Origin of the sequence: Novosphingobium lentum NBRC 107847 (genome assembly GCF_001590965.1) — a bacterium.
GTDB classification, from domain to species: domain Bacteria; phylum Pseudomonadota; class Alphaproteobacteria; order Sphingomonadales; family Sphingomonadaceae; genus Novosphingobium; species Novosphingobium lentum.
Genome location: NZ_BCTW01000003.1, coordinates 83954 through 99539 on the forward strand (window position 1 = coordinate 83954; position 15586 = coordinate 99539).

Below are 15586 nucleotides of genomic sequence, written 5' to 3' on the forward strand. Positions count from 1 at the left end.
GGTCAGGCTTCCAGACTGGCCCAGTGGGCATAGACCGGATCGGTCTTCCCGAAACTGCCCCAGATGCTCAGCGCCTCGTAGAATCCGCTGCGTTCGAGCGTGGAGGGGTGCGAGGTGTTCCAGTCGGTCACGAATGCGCGCGCCTGGATCAGCCACTTGCCGTCGCGGCGGACATAGCGATCGAGATAGCGTCCGCCGGTCATCACGTCGAACCCGTCCTTGACCATGTGCGCCAGCGCGTAATGCTCGCCGACTGCCTCGTCGCCGTTCACTTCGACCCATTCGTTGGCGACCGAGTGGAAGCACAAGTCGAGCTCGCTGGTGACGAACGTGCAGATCTGCCGGGCGAATTCCGCCCCGCTGCCGTTGATCACACCGGTGATCACGGTCGCATCGTCGGTGAAGATCGAGCGCAGCAGCGCCTCGTCGGCGCGATCGACGCCGCGGCCGTAGGCCATGCACAAGTCGTGGATCTCGGCGCGGGCGAGCGCGGCGTCGAGTCCGGAAGGGGCAGGCTGGGTCATGGCGGAAGCTCCGGTGGGGGCAGACTTGGTAGATATGGCGGCGGCAACTTGCGCGGCGTAGAAGGCCAGCAGCGCACGGCCCGGATCGGCGGCGCCCTTGGCACCTTGCGGGACGTAGTGATCGGGCGCCAGCGGCGGATCGTCGCGGACCACGGTGGTCGGGCGGTTCATGTTGCCCTCGATCACGTAGGTGCGGTGCGATAGCCGCCATTGGCCATCGCGGCATTCGTGGCGGTCGAGATAGCGGCCGAGCACGAGCCGCTGCAGGTCAGGTTCCTCGGCATAGGCCATGACGTAGGATTCTGAGACCGCGTGGTCGCCCGCGACCTTTATCCAGCAGCTGGAGGTGCGGTGCAGCGTGGGCGGGGTGGTCTTCTGCGCCCCGGCGAGGATCGCCACGAGCGTGGCGGCGTCACCGGCGAAAAAGCCGTAATCGACGGTCGCGTCGGGGTGGTAGGCCGAGCCGAGCAAGGCCGCGTCGGCACGGTCCACACCGCGGCTGTGCACCGCCAGCGTGTTGAGGATGTGGTGGCGCGCGACAAGGGTCTGGGGGGTGATCACCTGCGGGCAGTTCCAAAAAAGTGCCCCGGCCGATTGCTCGGCCGGGGCCAGGGAGGAAGCGTCAATATTCAAGCTTGAACGACATGCCGAACATCCGCGGCGGGGCATAATTGGTCAGCCCGATCGTGCCCGGCGCATCGAACACCGAGTTGATGTAGCGGTTGTCGAACAGGTTGGTCGCCCACACGCCGATGGTCATGCGGTTGTTGATCATCAGGTCGGCGTTGGCGTTGACGAGATGCTGCGGCTGGACGTGGGCGCGCGCCGTGTCGATGATCGAGGTCAGCAGCTTTTCAGATGTGTAGCTGTAGCTGGCACCGATCCGCGCACGATAATCGCCGCCCAGTTCCATCTCGTAGTTGATCCCGGCGGCACCGCTCCACTTGGGCGCGTTCTGCAACCGCTGGCCCTTCAGGCTCAGCGTGCTGCCGCTGGGCAGCAGGAAGTTGAACCGCGCGTACTTGGCGTCGAGATAAGCCAGCGATCCGGTCAGCGTCAGGCCGCGCACCGGGGCGATCGTCAGCTCGCTTTCGAAGCCCTTGATGTGCGATGCGGCGGCGTTGAGGATGGTGTTGCCCTGCGTCAGCGTGGCCCCGGACCCGACGAAGTAGATCTGCGCCAGCTGCATGTCGCGGTAGTTGGTATAGAAGCCCGCGACGTTCAGGCGCACCCGGCGATCGAGAAACTCGCTCTTGATGCCGACTTCGTAGGTATCGACATGCTCGGGGTTGTACGGCCCCAGATCCTGCGCGATGCCGATGCGCCCGGTGAACCCGCCCGACTTGAAGCCGCGCGCCCAGTAGGCATACAGCAGCGTGTGGTCGGTCACCTTGTAGTCGGCGCCCAGCTTCCAGCCGACGTTGTTCCAGCTTTTCCGGCCAAGCGGCGGTGCAACGGTGCCGAGCGAGATGTTGGGCGTGCCGTCGGGTCCGGTGCCGTCGAACGTGGTCACGCCGCCGCCCGCCAGGCTGGTCGCGGTCGAGGCGAGCATGCTGGTTTCTTCATGCGTGAAGCGGATGCCCGCCTGCAGGCGCAGCCGGTCGGACAGCTGGATATAGCTTTGCGCAAAGCCCGAGATCGAGTGGTTGTCCTGATTCTGCAGGTTGCGCTGGAACAGGCCGGGCAGGCCATAACTGACGGTGCCATCCGGGTTGTAGGTCACCCCGCCGGCGAAGTTGATGCGCAAGTCCTGCTCATGGGTGAAGTGCGTCTTCATGTAGAAGCCGCCCATCGTGATGTTGATCTTGTCGCCCAGCTTCACGTCGGTGCGCAGTTCCTGGCTGAATTGCCAGCCCTTGGTGTTGCGGCGCGTGTCGATCAGGAACACCGGGGTGCCGTCCTGGTCGGTGAATTCCCGCAGGTTGAAGTTGCGGTAGCCGGTGATCGAGGTGAGATCGCCCAGCGGCGTGTTCTTGAGCGACATCGTCAGCGCGCCGCGATAGTTGTTCATGTTGCTGATATCGGGCGTGTCGTTCAGCGCGCCGCCGTCCAGCGCCGAAAAATACTGGCTGGGCGCCCTGCAGCTGCTGCCGGCGGGTACGCATGGCGAGGTGTACATGCCGCGGAAACCGGCGGGCACGAACTCGGCCTCGCCCGGAAGGTCGCCCGCGACCACCACCGGCGCACCGTTGCGCGCGCGATCGTATTCGCCCGACAGCGTCGCGTCGAAATCGCCGGTCTGGTAACGCAGCGCAGCGCGCATGATGGTAACGTTGCGGTGGCCCATGTCCTTGCCGTTGACGACGTTGGTGACATAGCCGTCGCGCTGGTCGTGGTTGACCGATACGCGCAGGCTCAGCCCTTCCTGCTGCGTCGGCAGGTTGAGCACGCCGCCCACGGTCAGGTGGTCGTAGTTGCCCACCGACAGGTCGAACTTGGCGCCCAGCTTGTCGTCGGGCTGGTGGTTGACCACGTTGACCACGCCGCCGGTGGTGTTCGCACCGAACAGGGTGCCCTGCGGCCCGCGCAGCACTTCGATCCGGTCGATGTCATACAGGTCGAGCAGCGCGCCCATCGAGAAATACTGCGGCACGTTGTCGACCACGATGCCCACGGTGTTGCCGGCATACGGATCGGGCTCGATCACGCCGATGCCGCGAATGGTGAATACGGCGGTGTTGGGGGTGTTGGAAAAGTTGCCGATCTCGACGTTGGGCACTGCGCCCTGCAGGCCCTGCAGCGTCACGGCGTGAAGGTTGGCGACTTGCGCCTCACCCACGGCGGCGATCGAAATCGGCACGTCCTGAAGGTTTTCGGCCTTTTTCTGCGCGGTCACCACGATTTCGGCGATACCGCCCGATGAGGCGTCGGCGGTGTCTGCGGCTGCGGCATCGGCGGCGGGCTTGGTCTGCGCCAGCGCCGGCGCGGCCGACAGGGCCAGCAACGACAGGCCGCCCAGGAGCTGTGCCCCGCCCATGTATCGTGCAAAGTGCCGCTTCATGCCTGCTCTCCCCTTGATGCGCCGGGCGTTATTGCCCGATCGCCGAAAACGTGTTGGCCGGATCGCAATTGGATAACCGGCGTTGCTGCCGGTTTTATGCGCGCAGCATCGGGGCGGCGTAACTGAAACTTTGATTAGGCGGCGCAACCGGGCCTGCGGCGGCATGTGCTAGGGATGATGACGATGACCGGTACAGCGATTCGACACAGGATGTTGGCGGCGATGCGGCCGGATGGGCCGGTGGTCGAGCCGTCGCGCTGGCAGCAGCAGAAAAGCGCGCGCACGCGGGCAGGGCTGATCGAGGCGTCGATCGATTGCCTGGTGGAAAAGGGCTATTCCGGCCTCTCGACCAGCAGCGTGGCCGAACGGGCCGGCGTCTCGCGCGGGGCGATGCATCACCATTTCGCGACGCGGATGGATCTGGTGTCCGCGCTGGTCGAACATGTCTTCTACCAGCGGATGCACGAATTCGTGACCGCATACATCGGGGCGGGGGGCAGCGGCCAAGGGACCGACCGCATGGTCGAGATCGCCAGCGACCTGCACTGGCAAAGCGTGCAGACGCGCGAATACGCCGCCTACATCGAACTGGCGGTCGCGGCGCGCACCGATCCCGAACTCGACGCCCACTTCGCGCCGGTGGCGCAGCGTTTCGACGATGTCTGGGTGCGCGAGATGATCGAGACATTCCCCCAGTGGCGCGAACACTGGGACGCGATGAAGCTGGGCAACGACTTCACCATCGCGGCGCACATGGGGATGCTGCTGCAACGCCCGGTGCTGGGGCCGGCGCGGCTGGAGGAGGTGCGCAAGCTGGTCGCCCGCGTGGTCCGTTCGCTGTACGACATGCCCTGAACGCGCGGATGTGAAAAAACCGGCAGCTCTGCCGGATTTCTAGAGCAAGTGTTAGTTTATCGATCCGCCCGAGTGGTTCACACCTTGCGCACGGTCCCGCCAGCGGATCGGGAGCAACACGGGAACGAGGATGACCATGAACGAGACCGCCCCTGTTTCGGCGCCGCTCGACGGGCGCGATCCGGCCAACTTGCGCGGCGATGCCATCACCGGCAACCGCTATTTCTCGCGCGAATTTGCGCAGAAGGAAGCCGACCAGCTGTGGAGCCGCATCTGGCACGTCGCCGGGCGCACCGCCGAAATGCCCGAGCCGGGCGATTTCGTGGTGCACGACTTCCTCAAGGAATCGGTGATCTGCGTGCGCCAGGACGACGGATCGATCCGGGCGTTCTACAATTCCTGCGGCCATCGCGGCATGCGTATGGTCAGGCAAAGCTCGTCGGTCGATGCGTTCGCCTGCCCCTACCACGGCTGGAAATGGGGCACCGACGGCGTGCTCAAAAGCGTGCAGGACGATCACGATTTCCCGCAAGGGAACCCGTGCGGCAAGCTCAGCCTGAAAGAATTGCGCTGCGACACCTGGGGCGGCTTCGTGTGGTACTCGATGGACCCCGACGGGCAGAGCCTGCACGACTACCTCGCGCCGATGCCCGAGGTTTATGCGCGCTATCCGATGGATACCGCCGTGCGCGTCGCGTGGTATCGCATCGCGATCGACGCCAACTGGAAGTTCGTCACCGACAACTTCAGCGAAAGCTACCACACCCGCACCGCGCACCCGCAAGTGCCACCGTGGATCGACCAGGATGTCGATACCGCGCGCCATGAGATGTGGCCGCAAGGGCATGGCCGCACGGTGCAGCCGATGCGCCCGTCGCTGTCCGATCGGTTGCCCGACGGCGTGCAGCATCCGTTCGAATACATCCTGCGCGAGTGGGGCGTCGATCCGGCGGGTTATGCCAGCTATGAAGACATGGCGATGCAGGGCTGGCTCGATCTGAAGGCCGCCAAGCGCAAGCTGTGGCAGGAGCGCGGCTACCTGCACTACGAGCATATGGACGACGAGGAGATCACCGACAGCCCGCACACGGTGATCTTCCCCAACGTGACGATCAGTTTCCTGCCCGACAACCTGATCTTCTTCCGCTCCGAACCGCATCCGGATGACCCGGAGAAGTGCTATTTCGACTTGTGGTGCATGGCGTTCCCGGTGGCGGGGCAGGACACGGTCGAATCGATCATGGCCGGGCCCAAGCCGCTGCGCGAGGTCGAGGTGTGCGAGCACCGCAATTTCGACGGCGGGCGTGGTATTCCCGAACTCGCCGGGCAGATCGTGTATCAGGACATGGAGCTGGCCGAAGGGATGCAGGCGGGCATGCACTCGCGCGGGTATCGCGATGCCTATCTGTCGGCGCAGGAAACGCGCGTGCGCTTCTTCCATGAAATACTGAACGACTGGCTCGAAGGGAGACGATGAGCATGGCGAATGTGGCGATTACCGGCGCGGGGCGCGGCATCGGGTTTGAGCTGGCGAAACAGCATCTGGCGGCGGGTGATCGGGTCTATGCCCTGGCGCGCGATCCGGCGGGCGCGACCGCGCTCAACGAACTGGCGGCAGGGTCGGACGGCCAGCTGACGGTTCACGCGATGGACGTGACCAGCGACGCCTCGGTCCGGGCGGGTGCGGCATCGACCGGCGACGGGCCGATCGATCTTGTCTACAATGTCGCCGGGATCATCGGCAAGGTCGAGCCCGAGCTGGACAGCACCGACTGGGCGCAGTTCGACGAGGCGATCGAGATCATGCTCAAGGGCCCGCTGCGCGTGCTGCAGGCGTTCCTGCCGCGCATGAAGGCCGGGTCCAGGGTGATGAACTTCTCCAGCCAGCTGGCCGCCTCGACCTGGCCCTACGGCGGGTTCTATGCCTATGGCGCGACCAAGGCCGGGATGGCACGGATGATGCGCTCGGTCGCCACCGACCTCAAGGATCGCGGCATCGTCATCGGCATTCTGCACCCCGGCTACGTCCAGACCGACATGGGCGGCCCCGGTGCCGAAATCACCCCGCAGGACAGCGCCGCGGCGATCCGCAAGCTGGCGCAGGACTGGACGATTGAGCACTCGGGCGATTTCTACAAGTGGAACGGCGAACCCCACGCCTGGTGAGAATGCGGGCTGTTCCGGTCACGCGCTCTGGCGGGTGACCGGTGGCAGCACCGATGCGTGCGCCTCGACCGAGTACGTCCGCAGACGGCTGCGGTCGAACAGGCGTTCCTCGTCCTCGACGATCATCGCCATGGTCGCCTCATCGGCCATCGCGGCGAAACACGCATCGCGGGTGGTCGCATCGGGAAAGTCGATCTCGAGCACGACATCGAAATCCCAGTCGACGTCGTTGCCTTCGACCGGATGGATGTGCCGCCGTTCATAGCGAGTCGCCCAGCCGCCTAGCACCTGTTCGCCGATTAACCGGTGCCGCGCTTCGTAATAGGCGACGAAGTCGGTCTTGCTCATGCCCGCCTTGCGCTTGAGCAGGGTCAGGACGGTCACCGTCACGTGTTGGCCTTCAGCCAGCTGCGCGTTGCCACCGCGACGGCGCGGGCGCGGTCGCTTGCATCGGGGAAGGCGTCGCGCAGGGCTTTGGACCGCAATTCGATGCTCAGCGGCACGCCGGCGGGCAGCTTGCGGTACAGGTCCGCCAACGGCAGCACACCGGCGCCGCACTGTTCGCGCAAGTCGATCGCGTCGATGATGACCGCGTCGAAATTCGCGGGATCCGGGCGCGTGGCCGGGGCATCGCAGAACTGGGCGTAAGGCAGCAGGTGGGGATCGATCGCGGCGATGGCCTCGATCGCGCTGCCCGACCGGTCGACATGGATCGGATCGATCAGCAGCGCGCGCAGCGGGTGCGCCACGCGATCCAGCACCGCCAGCGCCTGCGTCAGGTTCTTGACCTCGGTGAACACGCCGAATTCCAGCGCCACGCGCATTCCGCTGCCTTCGGCGTGGCGGCACAGTTCGGCCAGGTTATCGGCGGTTGCGCCATGATCGGCGTCGGACGAAACGCACAGCACGTTGGCCGCGCCCAGATTGGCGCCGATGTCGATCACCCGGCGGTGATCGTCGAGCGGTTCGCCCGGCTTGAGCCAGATCACCTCGACATCGAGCAGCGGCAGCCGCGTTTCGGTCAGCGCGGCGCGCGCGTCACGCGTTGTCGCGGCCGTCCACTCGGTCGGGTCGACCCATAGCCCCACGGCATCGAAGCCACCGGCGGCGGCCGCGCGGATCGTTTCAACCGGCCCGAATTCCGGGACGATGCCCGATGCGAACGAAATCGGGTTCATGCTGCCGCGCTCGCTTACAGCACCGGCTCGGGCAGTTCCGCGTCATCCTCGAGATACCAGTTGAGCCATTCGTGGAAGTACTGGTTGCCGCGCTCGTTGCGCCCGAACACCAGATCGTCGTGCGCGCCGCTTTCCAAACCGCGCTGGATTTCCAGCCCGATCAGGTAATCCTCGTTATACGTCACGTCGCGGAAGAAGGTCATCGCGGCTTCCACAGCGGCGCGGTCTTCCTCGTCGCGGATCGGCTCGCGGCGCAAGTAGTTGAGCACGGTGCGGTTCTTGTCGGGCGTCGGCCCGGGGAACAGCTGCGCCACTTGCGTGATCTCGGGCGCGATGAACACCGATACGTTGGGGAACATGATCCGCACGAAATCGAAGCCGTTGTTTTCCTGCGTGCCCCACTGGTCGCGCGGCACGTCCTTAAGCGCCTCGCCGATCTTGTGGTGGGGGAAGCCGATGCGGATGTTGGCGCCGAACCCTTCGTAATGCATGCAGTTGGACGGCGTGCGCGGGAAGATGGTTTCGGGGTGCAGCGAGGCGAAGTGATAGCCTTCGAGATAGCCGTCGAACGCGATCTTCCAGTTGGCGCCCTCGATCGTCCGGCTGCCGAGATACGTCCATTTGTCGAAATCGAGCGCGGCGAAATCGTCGAGGAAGCCGCGATAGAACCCGTCGATGTCGATCGGCGCGTTGGGCGTCAGGCACACGAAGATCATGCCCGCCTGCTCGTCGCACGGCAGTTCGCGCAGGCCCATCGCGGACTTGTCGACCTCGCCGAACTTGCTCGCCTCGGAAATGCCGATCAGCTTGCCGTCCTGGCCATATGTCCAGCCATGGTACTTGCAGGTGAAACGCGGGCAGTTGCCATGGCCTTCGCTGGCGACCGGCGCGGCGCGGTGCGAACACACGTTGAGAAACGCGCGGACCTTGCCCGCCTTGTCGCGGTTGATCAGCACCGGCATGCCCACGGCTTCCATCGCCTTGTAGTCACCGGGGTTGGGCAGTTCGGCGGTGAACGCCAGCATCAGCGGCACGCGCTTGAACACCAGTTCCATTTCCGCGCGCCACTGATCCTTGTCGGTGTAGCTGCGGGTGGGGACGGTCAGCGTCTTGTCGGTCTGGTGGGTCTGCTTGTTCTCGACATAGTCGAGCATGATTTCGGCGACATCGCCAACGCGTTCGATGCGATTCATCGCGGCATACCTCTCGCTTGCCCGTTTGGGGCGATTCTCAACCATCTGGGCCTCAGCAGTACCAGGCTGACCATTTGGGGCTTCGCCGCGTATTTCGGCCATCGCCGCGCCGCGAACAAGCTGGGACAGGTGACAGGTGCCTGCCCTTTTCGCCAATTGGCGTTGGTGCCGGACCGCGCGAAAGTGCGCGCGTGAACGACAATATAACGCCACCTTGGGAGTGGCTCGACATCCCCGCAACCCACCAGCGCGAATTCGCGGACGGCAACGCGTGGGAGCGCCGCACGATTGCCGATCAGGCGATCGAACGGGCGGGCGCCGATCCCGGCTTCGTCGCGATGATCGACGGCACCGGTCAGTTCACCCTCGCCGAACTGGTCGAGGATGCGCAGGCGCTGGCCGCCTCGCTCCACCGACGCGGCTTGCGTGCCGGCGATGTGATCGCGTTCCAGATGCCCAACTGGCGCGAGGCGGCGGTGATCAACCTGGCGGCGGCGCTGTCGGGGCTGGTGGTCAACCCGATCGTGCCGATCTATCGCGACCTTGAAGTGACGATGATGCTGGGCGATTGCCGCGCGCGCGCGATCTTCATCGCCGACAAGTTCCGCAACACCGATTTTGCCGCGATGGCCGCGCGCATCCGCCCCGCGCTGCCCGATCTGGCCCATGTGTTCACCGTGCGCGGCGATGGCCCCGACGATTACGCCGCGCTGGTCGCCGAAGGGCGCGGTGCCGTGTTCGACCGGCCGCAGGTCGATCCGCTGGGCGTCAAGATGGTGCTTTATACCTCGGGCACCACCGGGCGGCCCAAGGGCGTGCTGCACAGCCACGTCACGCTGCAGCGCATCGTGCGGGTGAGCGCGGCGCACTGGGGCATCGCGGCGGGCGAGGCGACGCTGATGCCGTCGCCGGTCACGCACGTTTCGGGTTATGCCAACGGGCTGGAACTGCCGCTGATCTGCGGCACGCGCACCGTGCTGATGGAAAGCTGGGACGCGGGCGAGGCGCTCGCGCTGATCGAACGTCACAATCTGATCGGCACGGTCGCGGCCACGCCATTCCTGGTCGAGCTCGCCGCTGCCGCGCGTGCCGCTGCCAAGCGCCTGCCCAGCCTGCGCTTCTTTGCCTGCGGCGGTGCGGCGGTCCCGGCCGAGGTGATCCCCGCCGCCAACGCCGCGTTCGAAAACTGCAAGGCGTTCCGGGTGTTCGGCAGTTCCGAAGTGCCGCTCGTCACGTTCGGCTGGCCGCAGGACGAAGTCCTCGCCGCAACCACCGACGGCCAGGTGGTCGATTACCGGGTGCGCATCGTCGATGGCGAGGATCGCGATCTGCTGCCGGGGCAGGAGGGCGAAATCCTCGCGCGCGGACCAGCGATGATGATGGGCTATGCCGACCAAGCCCAGACGCGCGAGGCGATCACGCCCGACGGCTATTTCCGCACCGGCGACCTCGGCGTGCTGACTGCAGACGGCGCAGTGACGATCACCGGGCGCAAGAAGGACCTGATCATTCGTGGCGGCGAGAACATTTCCGCCAAGGAGATCGAGGACGTGCTCCACACCCATCCCGGCGTGTGCGAGGCCAGCGTGGTCGCCATGCCGCACGCGCGGCTGGGCGAGGGCATCTGCGCCTACGTGATCCGCTCCGATGCCGGGCTCGATGCCGCAGCGCTGGCGGCGCATGTCGCGCACAGCGGGCTGGCCAAGCAGAAAATCCCCGAACGCTTCGAACTGGTCGAGGACTTCCCGCGCACCGCATCGGGCAAGATCCGCAAGGATCAGCTGCGCGCGGACATCAAGGAGAAGCTGGGGGGCTGAGTGTGCGCGGTCTTGGGCGGAACGTCGTCGCGAACCTTGCGTCGTCCCGGACTTGATCCGGCACCGGTGGCCGGTAGGCGCCAGATCGCCAGCGGTCCCGGATCAAGTCCGGGACGACGCTTTACCTCAACCCTTCGCCATCGCCGCCGCCACGCTGGCGCTGATTTCATCGCGGGTGGGGTTGCGGCGCAACGTCAGTCCGCCGTTCACCTGCAGGTTCTCACCGGTCATGAAGCATTCGTCGCTGGCGAGGAAGACGACCGCCGCCGCGACGTCGTCCGACGTGCCCCAGCGGCCGAGGGGATAGGAGGCGCGGAAGCTTTCGAACAGGCCGGGCACCTGCTTGGCTTCCTCGTTCATCGGCGTGTCGGTGAGGCCGGGCGAGATCGAGTTGGCGCGGATGCCGTCCGCCCCGAACTCGTGCGCGATGCAGCGCACGATGTGGTCGGTGCCGGCCTTGGTGCCCATGTAGATCGCATGGTCGTTGAGCATGATCGTGGCCGTGGCCGAGCTGATCGTGATGATCGATCCGCCAGTGCCGCCATGCGACTTCGCCATCTTGCGGACCATCGCCTGGAAGAACTGGTGCGGGCCGACCAGTTGCAGCGCGGTCATCGCGTCGAGCTCCGCGCGCGTCACTTCGAGGAACGGCTTCAGCAGGCCCCATCCCGTGGCGTTGATCGCGATGTCCACGCCGCCCATCCGGGTCACAGCGGTTTCGGCCAGGGCATTGACGCTGGCCTCGTCGGTCAGGTCGCACGCCGTCCAGTCGCACCCGGTTTCCTGCGCGAACGCTTCCAGCACATCGGCCTTGCGCCCCGATACCAGTACGCGCGCGCCCTCGTCCAGCAGCCGCCGGGCGATCACCTGACCCATGTTGCCGTCGCTGCTTGCGCCCAGCACCACCGCGCGCTTGCCTGCCAGCCGTCCCATCGTCATCTCCCCGATCGCTTGTTGCCGCCGGGCTACCATGATCGCGCGACGGGCAATTCCTGATCAAAAGGGCAGTGGCCTGTATCGCTGCCCGCCCGCATGGAGCAGGGCAACAAGCTGTGTTGTCGGGATTGAGGAGCGATACGATGGATCTGGGGCTTAAGGGCAAGAAGGTCATACTCACCGGCGGCAGCCGCGGCATCGGGCGCGCCGCGCTGGAAATCTTCGCTGCGGAAGGCTGCGACATCGCGTTCTTCTCACGCAACCAGGAACAGGTCGACGAAACGGTCAAGGCGCTGTCTGCGCAAGGCGGCAAGGTCATCGGCGAGGCGCTCGATATTTCCGACCTCGATGCTTATGCGGCGTGGCTCAAGTCCGCCGCCGATCGGCTTGGCGGTTGCGACATCTTCGTCCCCGGCGCCAGTTCGTCGGGTTCGGGCGCCACGGGTGATTGGGACATCTGCTTCAACGTCGACGTCAAGGGCACCGTGATCGGCTGCGAGACGCTGGAGCCTTACCTCGAAAAGAGCGGCGCCGGCGCGATCGTGTTCATGTCGAGCACCGCCGGGGTCGAGACGTTCATCGTCCCGCAGGCGTTCAACGCCCTCAAGGGCACGCTGCTGGTCTATGCCAAGCAGCTGGGCCAGGCGCTCGGCCCCAAGGGCATCCGCGTCAATGCGGTTTCGCCCGGGCCGATCGCATTCCCAGGCGGCAACTGGGAAGCGATCAAGGGCGCCGCGCCGGAACTGTACGACGCGACCGAAGCACAGTTCGCGCTGGGTCGCTGGGGCGGGCCGGACGAAGTGGCCAAGACCATCGTGTTCCTCGCCAGCCCGGCCTCGTCCTACACCACGGGAACCAACGTGGTTATCGATGGTGGTTACACAAAGCGCGTCCAGTTCTGACCTCAGCGCCGCGCATTTTATGAACGCGCTGTAACCGATGCGGTGAATCACGTTGCCTTGGGTGACATGGTTTATCGTGCTGGTCTGCTGAGTGAAGCGTGCGTCCGAGCGTCGATAATGCGCGTGCGAAAAAACCGGCAGGCCTGATCTTTTTGTGGGGTTGAGCGGCATTCATGCAGGTCCACAATGCCATCTCGCGCGGGGCAACGGACCCGCAGCGGGAGAGTCGGCATGGATGTCCAGCAACTTGGTCACGAGCATTACCCGGGCAACACTTGGCAGGACATCGCCGCGTCCGACGGCGGGGATCTGCCGCCCGTGCTGCGCGCGCAAAGCAACCCGGCGCAGGACCTGCGGCCGATCCCGTTCGAGCGGTACAACAGCCCCGCGTTCTTCGATGCCGAAATCGAGCGGATGTGGAAGCGCGTGTGGCAGTTCGCCTGCCGCGAGGAACACTTGCGCGAAGTCGGCGACTTTTACGTCTATGACCTCGCACGGCTGTCGATCGTCATCGTCCGTGCGCCCGAGGGGCTGAAGGCCTATCGCAACAGCTGCCGCCATCGCGGCACCAAGCTGAAGCCGTCCAATTCGACCGGCTGGTCGCAGACGCTGCGCTGCCCGTTCCATGCGTGGGAGTGGTCGCTCGACGGCGGGCTGGTCAATCGCCCGTGCGACTGGGAATTCCCGCACCTGCCCGCCGCCGATGCCGGGTTGCGACCGGTGCAGGTCGATAGCTGGAACGGCTTCGTGTTCATCAACATGAGCGCCGAAGCCCCGCCGCTGCTCGAATACCTCGAAGTGCTGCCCGACCATTTCAAGCGGTGGGACATGACCGGCTGGTACGTCCACACCCATGTGCGCAAGCACGTGCCGGCCAACTGGAAGCTGGCGCAAGCCGCGTTCATGGAGGCGTACCACACGCCGTTCGTCCACCCCGAGATGACGCACGTGGTCGGCGATCACAACATGCAACACGATATCTTCAGCGATCATATCAGCCGCGATCTGTGCGCCATGGCAGTGCCGAGCCCCACGGCAAAGACGCGGCTGGGCGAGCAGGAGATGCTCGACGCGATGCTGGTGGGCGACGGCGCGATGATCGGCGAACGTACGCAAGTGCCGCCGGGGATGACCGCGCGACAGGTGATGGCCGATCGGCTGCGCACCAGCATGCAGGCCGACTTCGGGCTGGACTATGCGGACTTTTCGGTCGCCGAGATGATCGATTCGCTGAAGTACAGCGTGTTCCCCAACGTGATGTTCTATCCCTCGCCGGGACTGGCGCTGATCCAGCAGTTCCGGCCCGATGGCCATGACCCCGACCGCGCGATCTTCGACCAGATGGTGCTGCGCCCGATCCTGCGCGACGGGGAATTTGAAGTGGGCGAACTGGTCGAGATCGGCGAGCACGAGACATTCGCCAGCGTGCCCTCGGTCGATCCGTTCCTCGCCAGCGTGCTCGATCAGGATACCGACATCATGCGCTGGCAGCGCGAGGGCATGTACGCCAGCGACGGCGGCGGCGAAGTGCTCTCGGTCTACCAGGAATCGCGCATCCGCCATTTGCACGACACGCTCGACAAATATCTGGAGAAAACGACATGACGCACGCCGTTCCGGGCATCCAGGGCGTCCACCATATCGGCATATCGGTGCCGGACATCGCGAGAGCGCGCGAATTCTACATCGACCTGCTCGGCGGCAAGGAAGAAGTGAAGCCGATCAGCTGGACCGACAATCCGTTCATCGATGCGGTCGTGGGCCTGCCCGGCAGCGCGGCCGACCAGTTCATCTGCCGGCTGGGCAACACCCACCTTGAAATCTTCGAATACCACGCACCGCGCTCGCCCGCGCAGGATCCGGACAAGGGCGTCAACAACTTCGGCTACACCCATTTCGCGCTGCAGGTCGATGATATCGGGGACACGTATGACCGCCTGCTGGCGGCGGGCATCCGCGTGCACACCCCGCCCGATCTGTCCACGATCAAGGTCGCGCCCGACGGCAGCAAGACCGGCTATGCCGCGACGTATTGCCGCGACTTCTTCGGCAACGTCTTCGAAATCATGGAGATCCATCCCAATGACGAAATCCTGCCGGTTTAACTGATGGACCTGAACCTAAAGGGCAAGCGCGTGCTGATCAGCGCGGCGACGCGCGGCGTGAACCGGGCGATCGCGCAGGCCTTCCTCGACGAAGGCGCGATTGTCGCGTTCTGCGGCCGCCGGGCGCGGCGGGGCGAGGCCAATCCCAGCAACAAGGACGTGTTCGCCAACCCGATGGAAGGCGATGGCGTGGAAGAAGCGCAAGCCGCGCTGTCGGCCCATGGCACGGTGCGCGGCTGGGTGGTCGACGTCGGCTATGCCGACCGCGTCGCGACGTGGGTGGAGCAGGCGGCGGCGTGGATGGGCGGGATCGACATCGTCGTCGCCGGCGCATCGGCGCTGGGCGGCGTGCCGCGCAACCGCACCGGTTGGGACATCAACTACAACGTCGATCTGATGTCGGCAGTGACGATGTTCGACGGCGCGCTGCCGTGGTTCCGCGAGGCGGGCGGCGGGGCGTTCGTCGCGCTGTCGACGATCACCGCGATCGAGAACCACGCGTTCGGCGAGGGCGGGCTGAGCTATGGCGCGATCAAGGCCGCGCTGATCAATTATACCCACCAGCTGTCGATCGACTATATGAAGGACGGCATCCGCGCGAACTGCGTATGCCCGGGGCCGGTATACATCGATGATGGCAGCTGGGGTTTCCTCAAGGACGCGATGCCCGAATACTACCAGGCCAATCTCGATCGCCACCCCGCCGGCCGCTTCGGCAAGCCCGAGGAAATCGCCAACGCGGTGCTGTTCCTTGCCAGCGAAAAGGCCTCGTGGATCACCGGCGTGAACCTGACCGTGGACGGCGGGTTTACGCGCAACGTGAAGTATTGAGGCGGCAATCCGGCAACACGATCAGCCATCCCTCAACCCCGCTCATCCTGAGCTTGTCGAAGGATCGTCCTTCATCTT

At 65.3% G+C, this 15586-nt stretch carries 14 protein-coding genes; 8 read left to right on the top strand and 6 right to left on the bottom strand.

Features of this window, described 5'->3' with window-relative positions:
- Positions 1–2: 2 nt before the first annotated feature.
- Positions 3–1085, bottom strand: coding sequence for a nuclear transport factor 2 family protein (locus NL2_RS03200; protein ID WP_084355820.1), 1083 nt, complete (start codon positions 1083–1085; stop codon positions 3–5).
- 61 nt (positions 1086–1146) lie between these two features.
- Positions 1147–3525 carry a TonB-dependent receptor gene (locus NL2_RS03205; RefSeq protein ID WP_245647550.1) on the bottom strand — a complete coding sequence of 793 codons (2379 nt, stop codon included), beginning with the start codon at positions 3523–3525 and terminating at the stop codon, positions 1147–1149.
- A gap of 222 nt (positions 3526–3747) precedes the next feature.
- Here NL2_RS03205 and NL2_RS03210 point away from each other — a divergent pair, with 222 nt between their 5' ends.
- The 3 genes from NL2_RS03210 to NL2_RS03220 all read left to right on the top strand — a co-directional run bounded on the left by NL2_RS03210 (position 3748) and on the right by NL2_RS03220 (position 6546).
- Complete coding sequence (locus NL2_RS03210) at positions 3748–4380, top strand: TetR/AcrR family transcriptional regulator (RefSeq protein WP_245647551.1); 633 nt, start codon at positions 3748–3750, stop codon at positions 4378–4380.
- Between the two features lie 136 nt (positions 4381–4516).
- Positions 4517–5857: an aromatic ring-hydroxylating oxygenase subunit alpha gene (locus NL2_RS03215; RefSeq protein ID WP_068071938.1), complete on the top strand. Its 1341-nt coding sequence runs from the start codon at positions 4517–4519 to the stop codon at positions 5855–5857.
- Positions 5854–6546: an SDR family NAD(P)-dependent oxidoreductase gene (locus NL2_RS03220; RefSeq protein WP_245647552.1), complete on the top strand. Its 693-nt coding sequence runs from the start codon at positions 5854–5856 to the stop codon at positions 6544–6546. The genes NL2_RS03215 and NL2_RS03220 overlap by 4 nt, the downstream gene beginning before the upstream one ends.
- An 18-nt stretch (positions 6547–6564) precedes the next feature.
- Here NL2_RS03220 and NL2_RS03225 read toward each other — a convergent pair whose 3' ends face one another.
- From NL2_RS03225 to NL2_RS03235, 3 genes are read right to left on the bottom strand one after another with little or no spacing between them, the layout of a single operon-like run.
- Positions 6565–6936 carry an EthD domain-containing protein gene (locus tag NL2_RS03225; protein WP_068071649.1) on the bottom strand — a complete coding sequence of 124 codons (372 nt, stop codon included), beginning with the start codon at positions 6934–6936 and terminating at the stop codon, positions 6565–6567.
- Complete coding sequence (locus NL2_RS03230) at positions 6933–7724, bottom strand: sugar phosphate isomerase/epimerase family protein (RefSeq protein ID WP_068071651.1); 792 nt, start codon at positions 7722–7724, stop codon at positions 6933–6935. The genes NL2_RS03225 and NL2_RS03230 overlap by 4 nt, the downstream gene beginning before the upstream one ends.
- A 14-nt stretch (positions 7725–7738) precedes the next feature.
- Positions 7739–8917 (bottom strand): aromatic ring-hydroxylating oxygenase subunit alpha, encoded by a 1179-nt coding sequence (locus NL2_RS03235; protein WP_068071653.1) that lies wholly within the window; start codon positions 8915–8917, stop codon positions 7739–7741.
- 191 nt (positions 8918–9108) lie between these two features.
- Here NL2_RS03235 and NL2_RS03240 point away from each other — a divergent pair, with 191 nt between their 5' ends.
- On the top strand, positions 9109–10734 hold the full coding sequence (locus NL2_RS03240) for an AMP-binding protein (RefSeq protein ID WP_068071655.1): 1626 nt from the start codon (positions 9109–9111) through the stop codon (positions 10732–10734).
- A 126-nt stretch (positions 10735–10860) separates the two neighbouring features.
- Here the strand turns inward: NL2_RS03240 and NL2_RS03245 are convergent, their stop codons facing one another.
- A complete protein-coding gene (locus tag NL2_RS03245; RefSeq protein ID WP_068071940.1) occupies positions 10861–11667 on the bottom strand; it encodes an SDR family NAD(P)-dependent oxidoreductase in 807 nt (268 codons plus the stop codon).
- Between the two features lie 146 nt (positions 11668–11813).
- Here NL2_RS03245 and NL2_RS03250 point away from each other — a divergent pair, with 146 nt between their 5' ends.
- The 4 genes from NL2_RS03250 (at position 11814) to NL2_RS03265 (ending at position 15508) form a co-directional block, all read left to right on the top strand.
- Complete coding sequence (locus NL2_RS03250; RefSeq protein ID WP_068071658.1) at positions 11814–12572, top strand: SDR family NAD(P)-dependent oxidoreductase; 759 nt, start codon at positions 11814–11816, stop codon at positions 12570–12572.
- Between the two features lie 231 nt (positions 12573–12803).
- On the top strand, positions 12804–14177 hold the full coding sequence (locus tag NL2_RS03255; RefSeq protein WP_068071660.1) for an aromatic ring-hydroxylating oxygenase subunit alpha: 1374 nt from the start codon (positions 12804–12806) through the stop codon (positions 14175–14177).
- Complete coding sequence (locus NL2_RS03260) at positions 14174–14677, top strand: VOC family protein (protein ID WP_068071662.1); 504 nt, start codon at positions 14174–14176, stop codon at positions 14675–14677. The genes NL2_RS03255 and NL2_RS03260 overlap by 4 nt, the downstream gene beginning before the upstream one ends.
- A gap of 3 nt (positions 14678–14680) precedes the next feature.
- Positions 14681–15508, top strand: a complete 828-nt coding sequence (locus NL2_RS03265; protein WP_068071664.1) for an SDR family NAD(P)-dependent oxidoreductase — start codon at positions 14681–14683, stop codon at positions 15506–15508.
- The last annotated feature ends 78 nt before the right edge of the window (positions 15509–15586 follow it).

Excerpts from the sequence above, each read along its gene's own strand:
- NL2_RS03205 (WP_245647550.1), bottom strand. The coding sequence starts at position 3,525 with ATGAAGCGGCACTTTGCACGATACATGGGCGGGGCACAGCTCCTGGGC.
- NL2_RS03255 (WP_068071660.1), top strand. The coding sequence starts at position 12,804 with ATGGATGTCCAGCAACTTGGTCACGAGCATTACCCGGGCAACACTTGG.
- NL2_RS03220 (WP_245647552.1), top strand. The coding sequence starts at position 5,854 with ATGAGCATGGCGAATGTGGCGATTACCGGCGCGGGGCGCGGCATCGGG.
- NL2_RS03230 (WP_068071651.1), bottom strand. The coding sequence starts at position 7,724 with ATGAACCCGATTTCGTTCGCATCGGGCATCGTCCCGGAATTCGGGCCG.
- NL2_RS03235 (WP_068071653.1), bottom strand. The coding sequence starts at position 8,917 with ATGAATCGCATCGAACGCGTTGGCGATGTCGCCGAAATCATGCTCGAC.
- NL2_RS03265 (WP_068071664.1), top strand. The coding sequence starts at position 14,681 with ATGGACCTGAACCTAAAGGGCAAGCGCGTGCTGATCAGCGCGGCGACG.
- NL2_RS03215 (WP_068071938.1), top strand. The coding sequence starts at position 4,517 with ATGAACGAGACCGCCCCTGTTTCGGCGCCGCTCGACGGGCGCGATCCG.
- NL2_RS03245 (WP_068071940.1), bottom strand. The coding sequence starts at position 11,667 with ATGGGACGGCTGGCAGGCAAGCGCGCGGTGGTGCTGGGCGCAAGCAGC.
- NL2_RS03260 (WP_068071662.1), top strand. The coding sequence starts at position 14,174 with ATGACGCACGCCGTTCCGGGCATCCAGGGCGTCCACCATATCGGCATA.
- NL2_RS03210 (WP_245647551.1), top strand. The coding sequence starts at position 3,748 with ATGCGGCCGGATGGGCCGGTGGTCGAGCCGTCGCGCTGGCAGCAGCAG.
- NL2_RS03250 (WP_068071658.1), top strand. The coding sequence starts at position 11,814 with ATGGATCTGGGGCTTAAGGGCAAGAAGGTCATACTCACCGGCGGCAGC.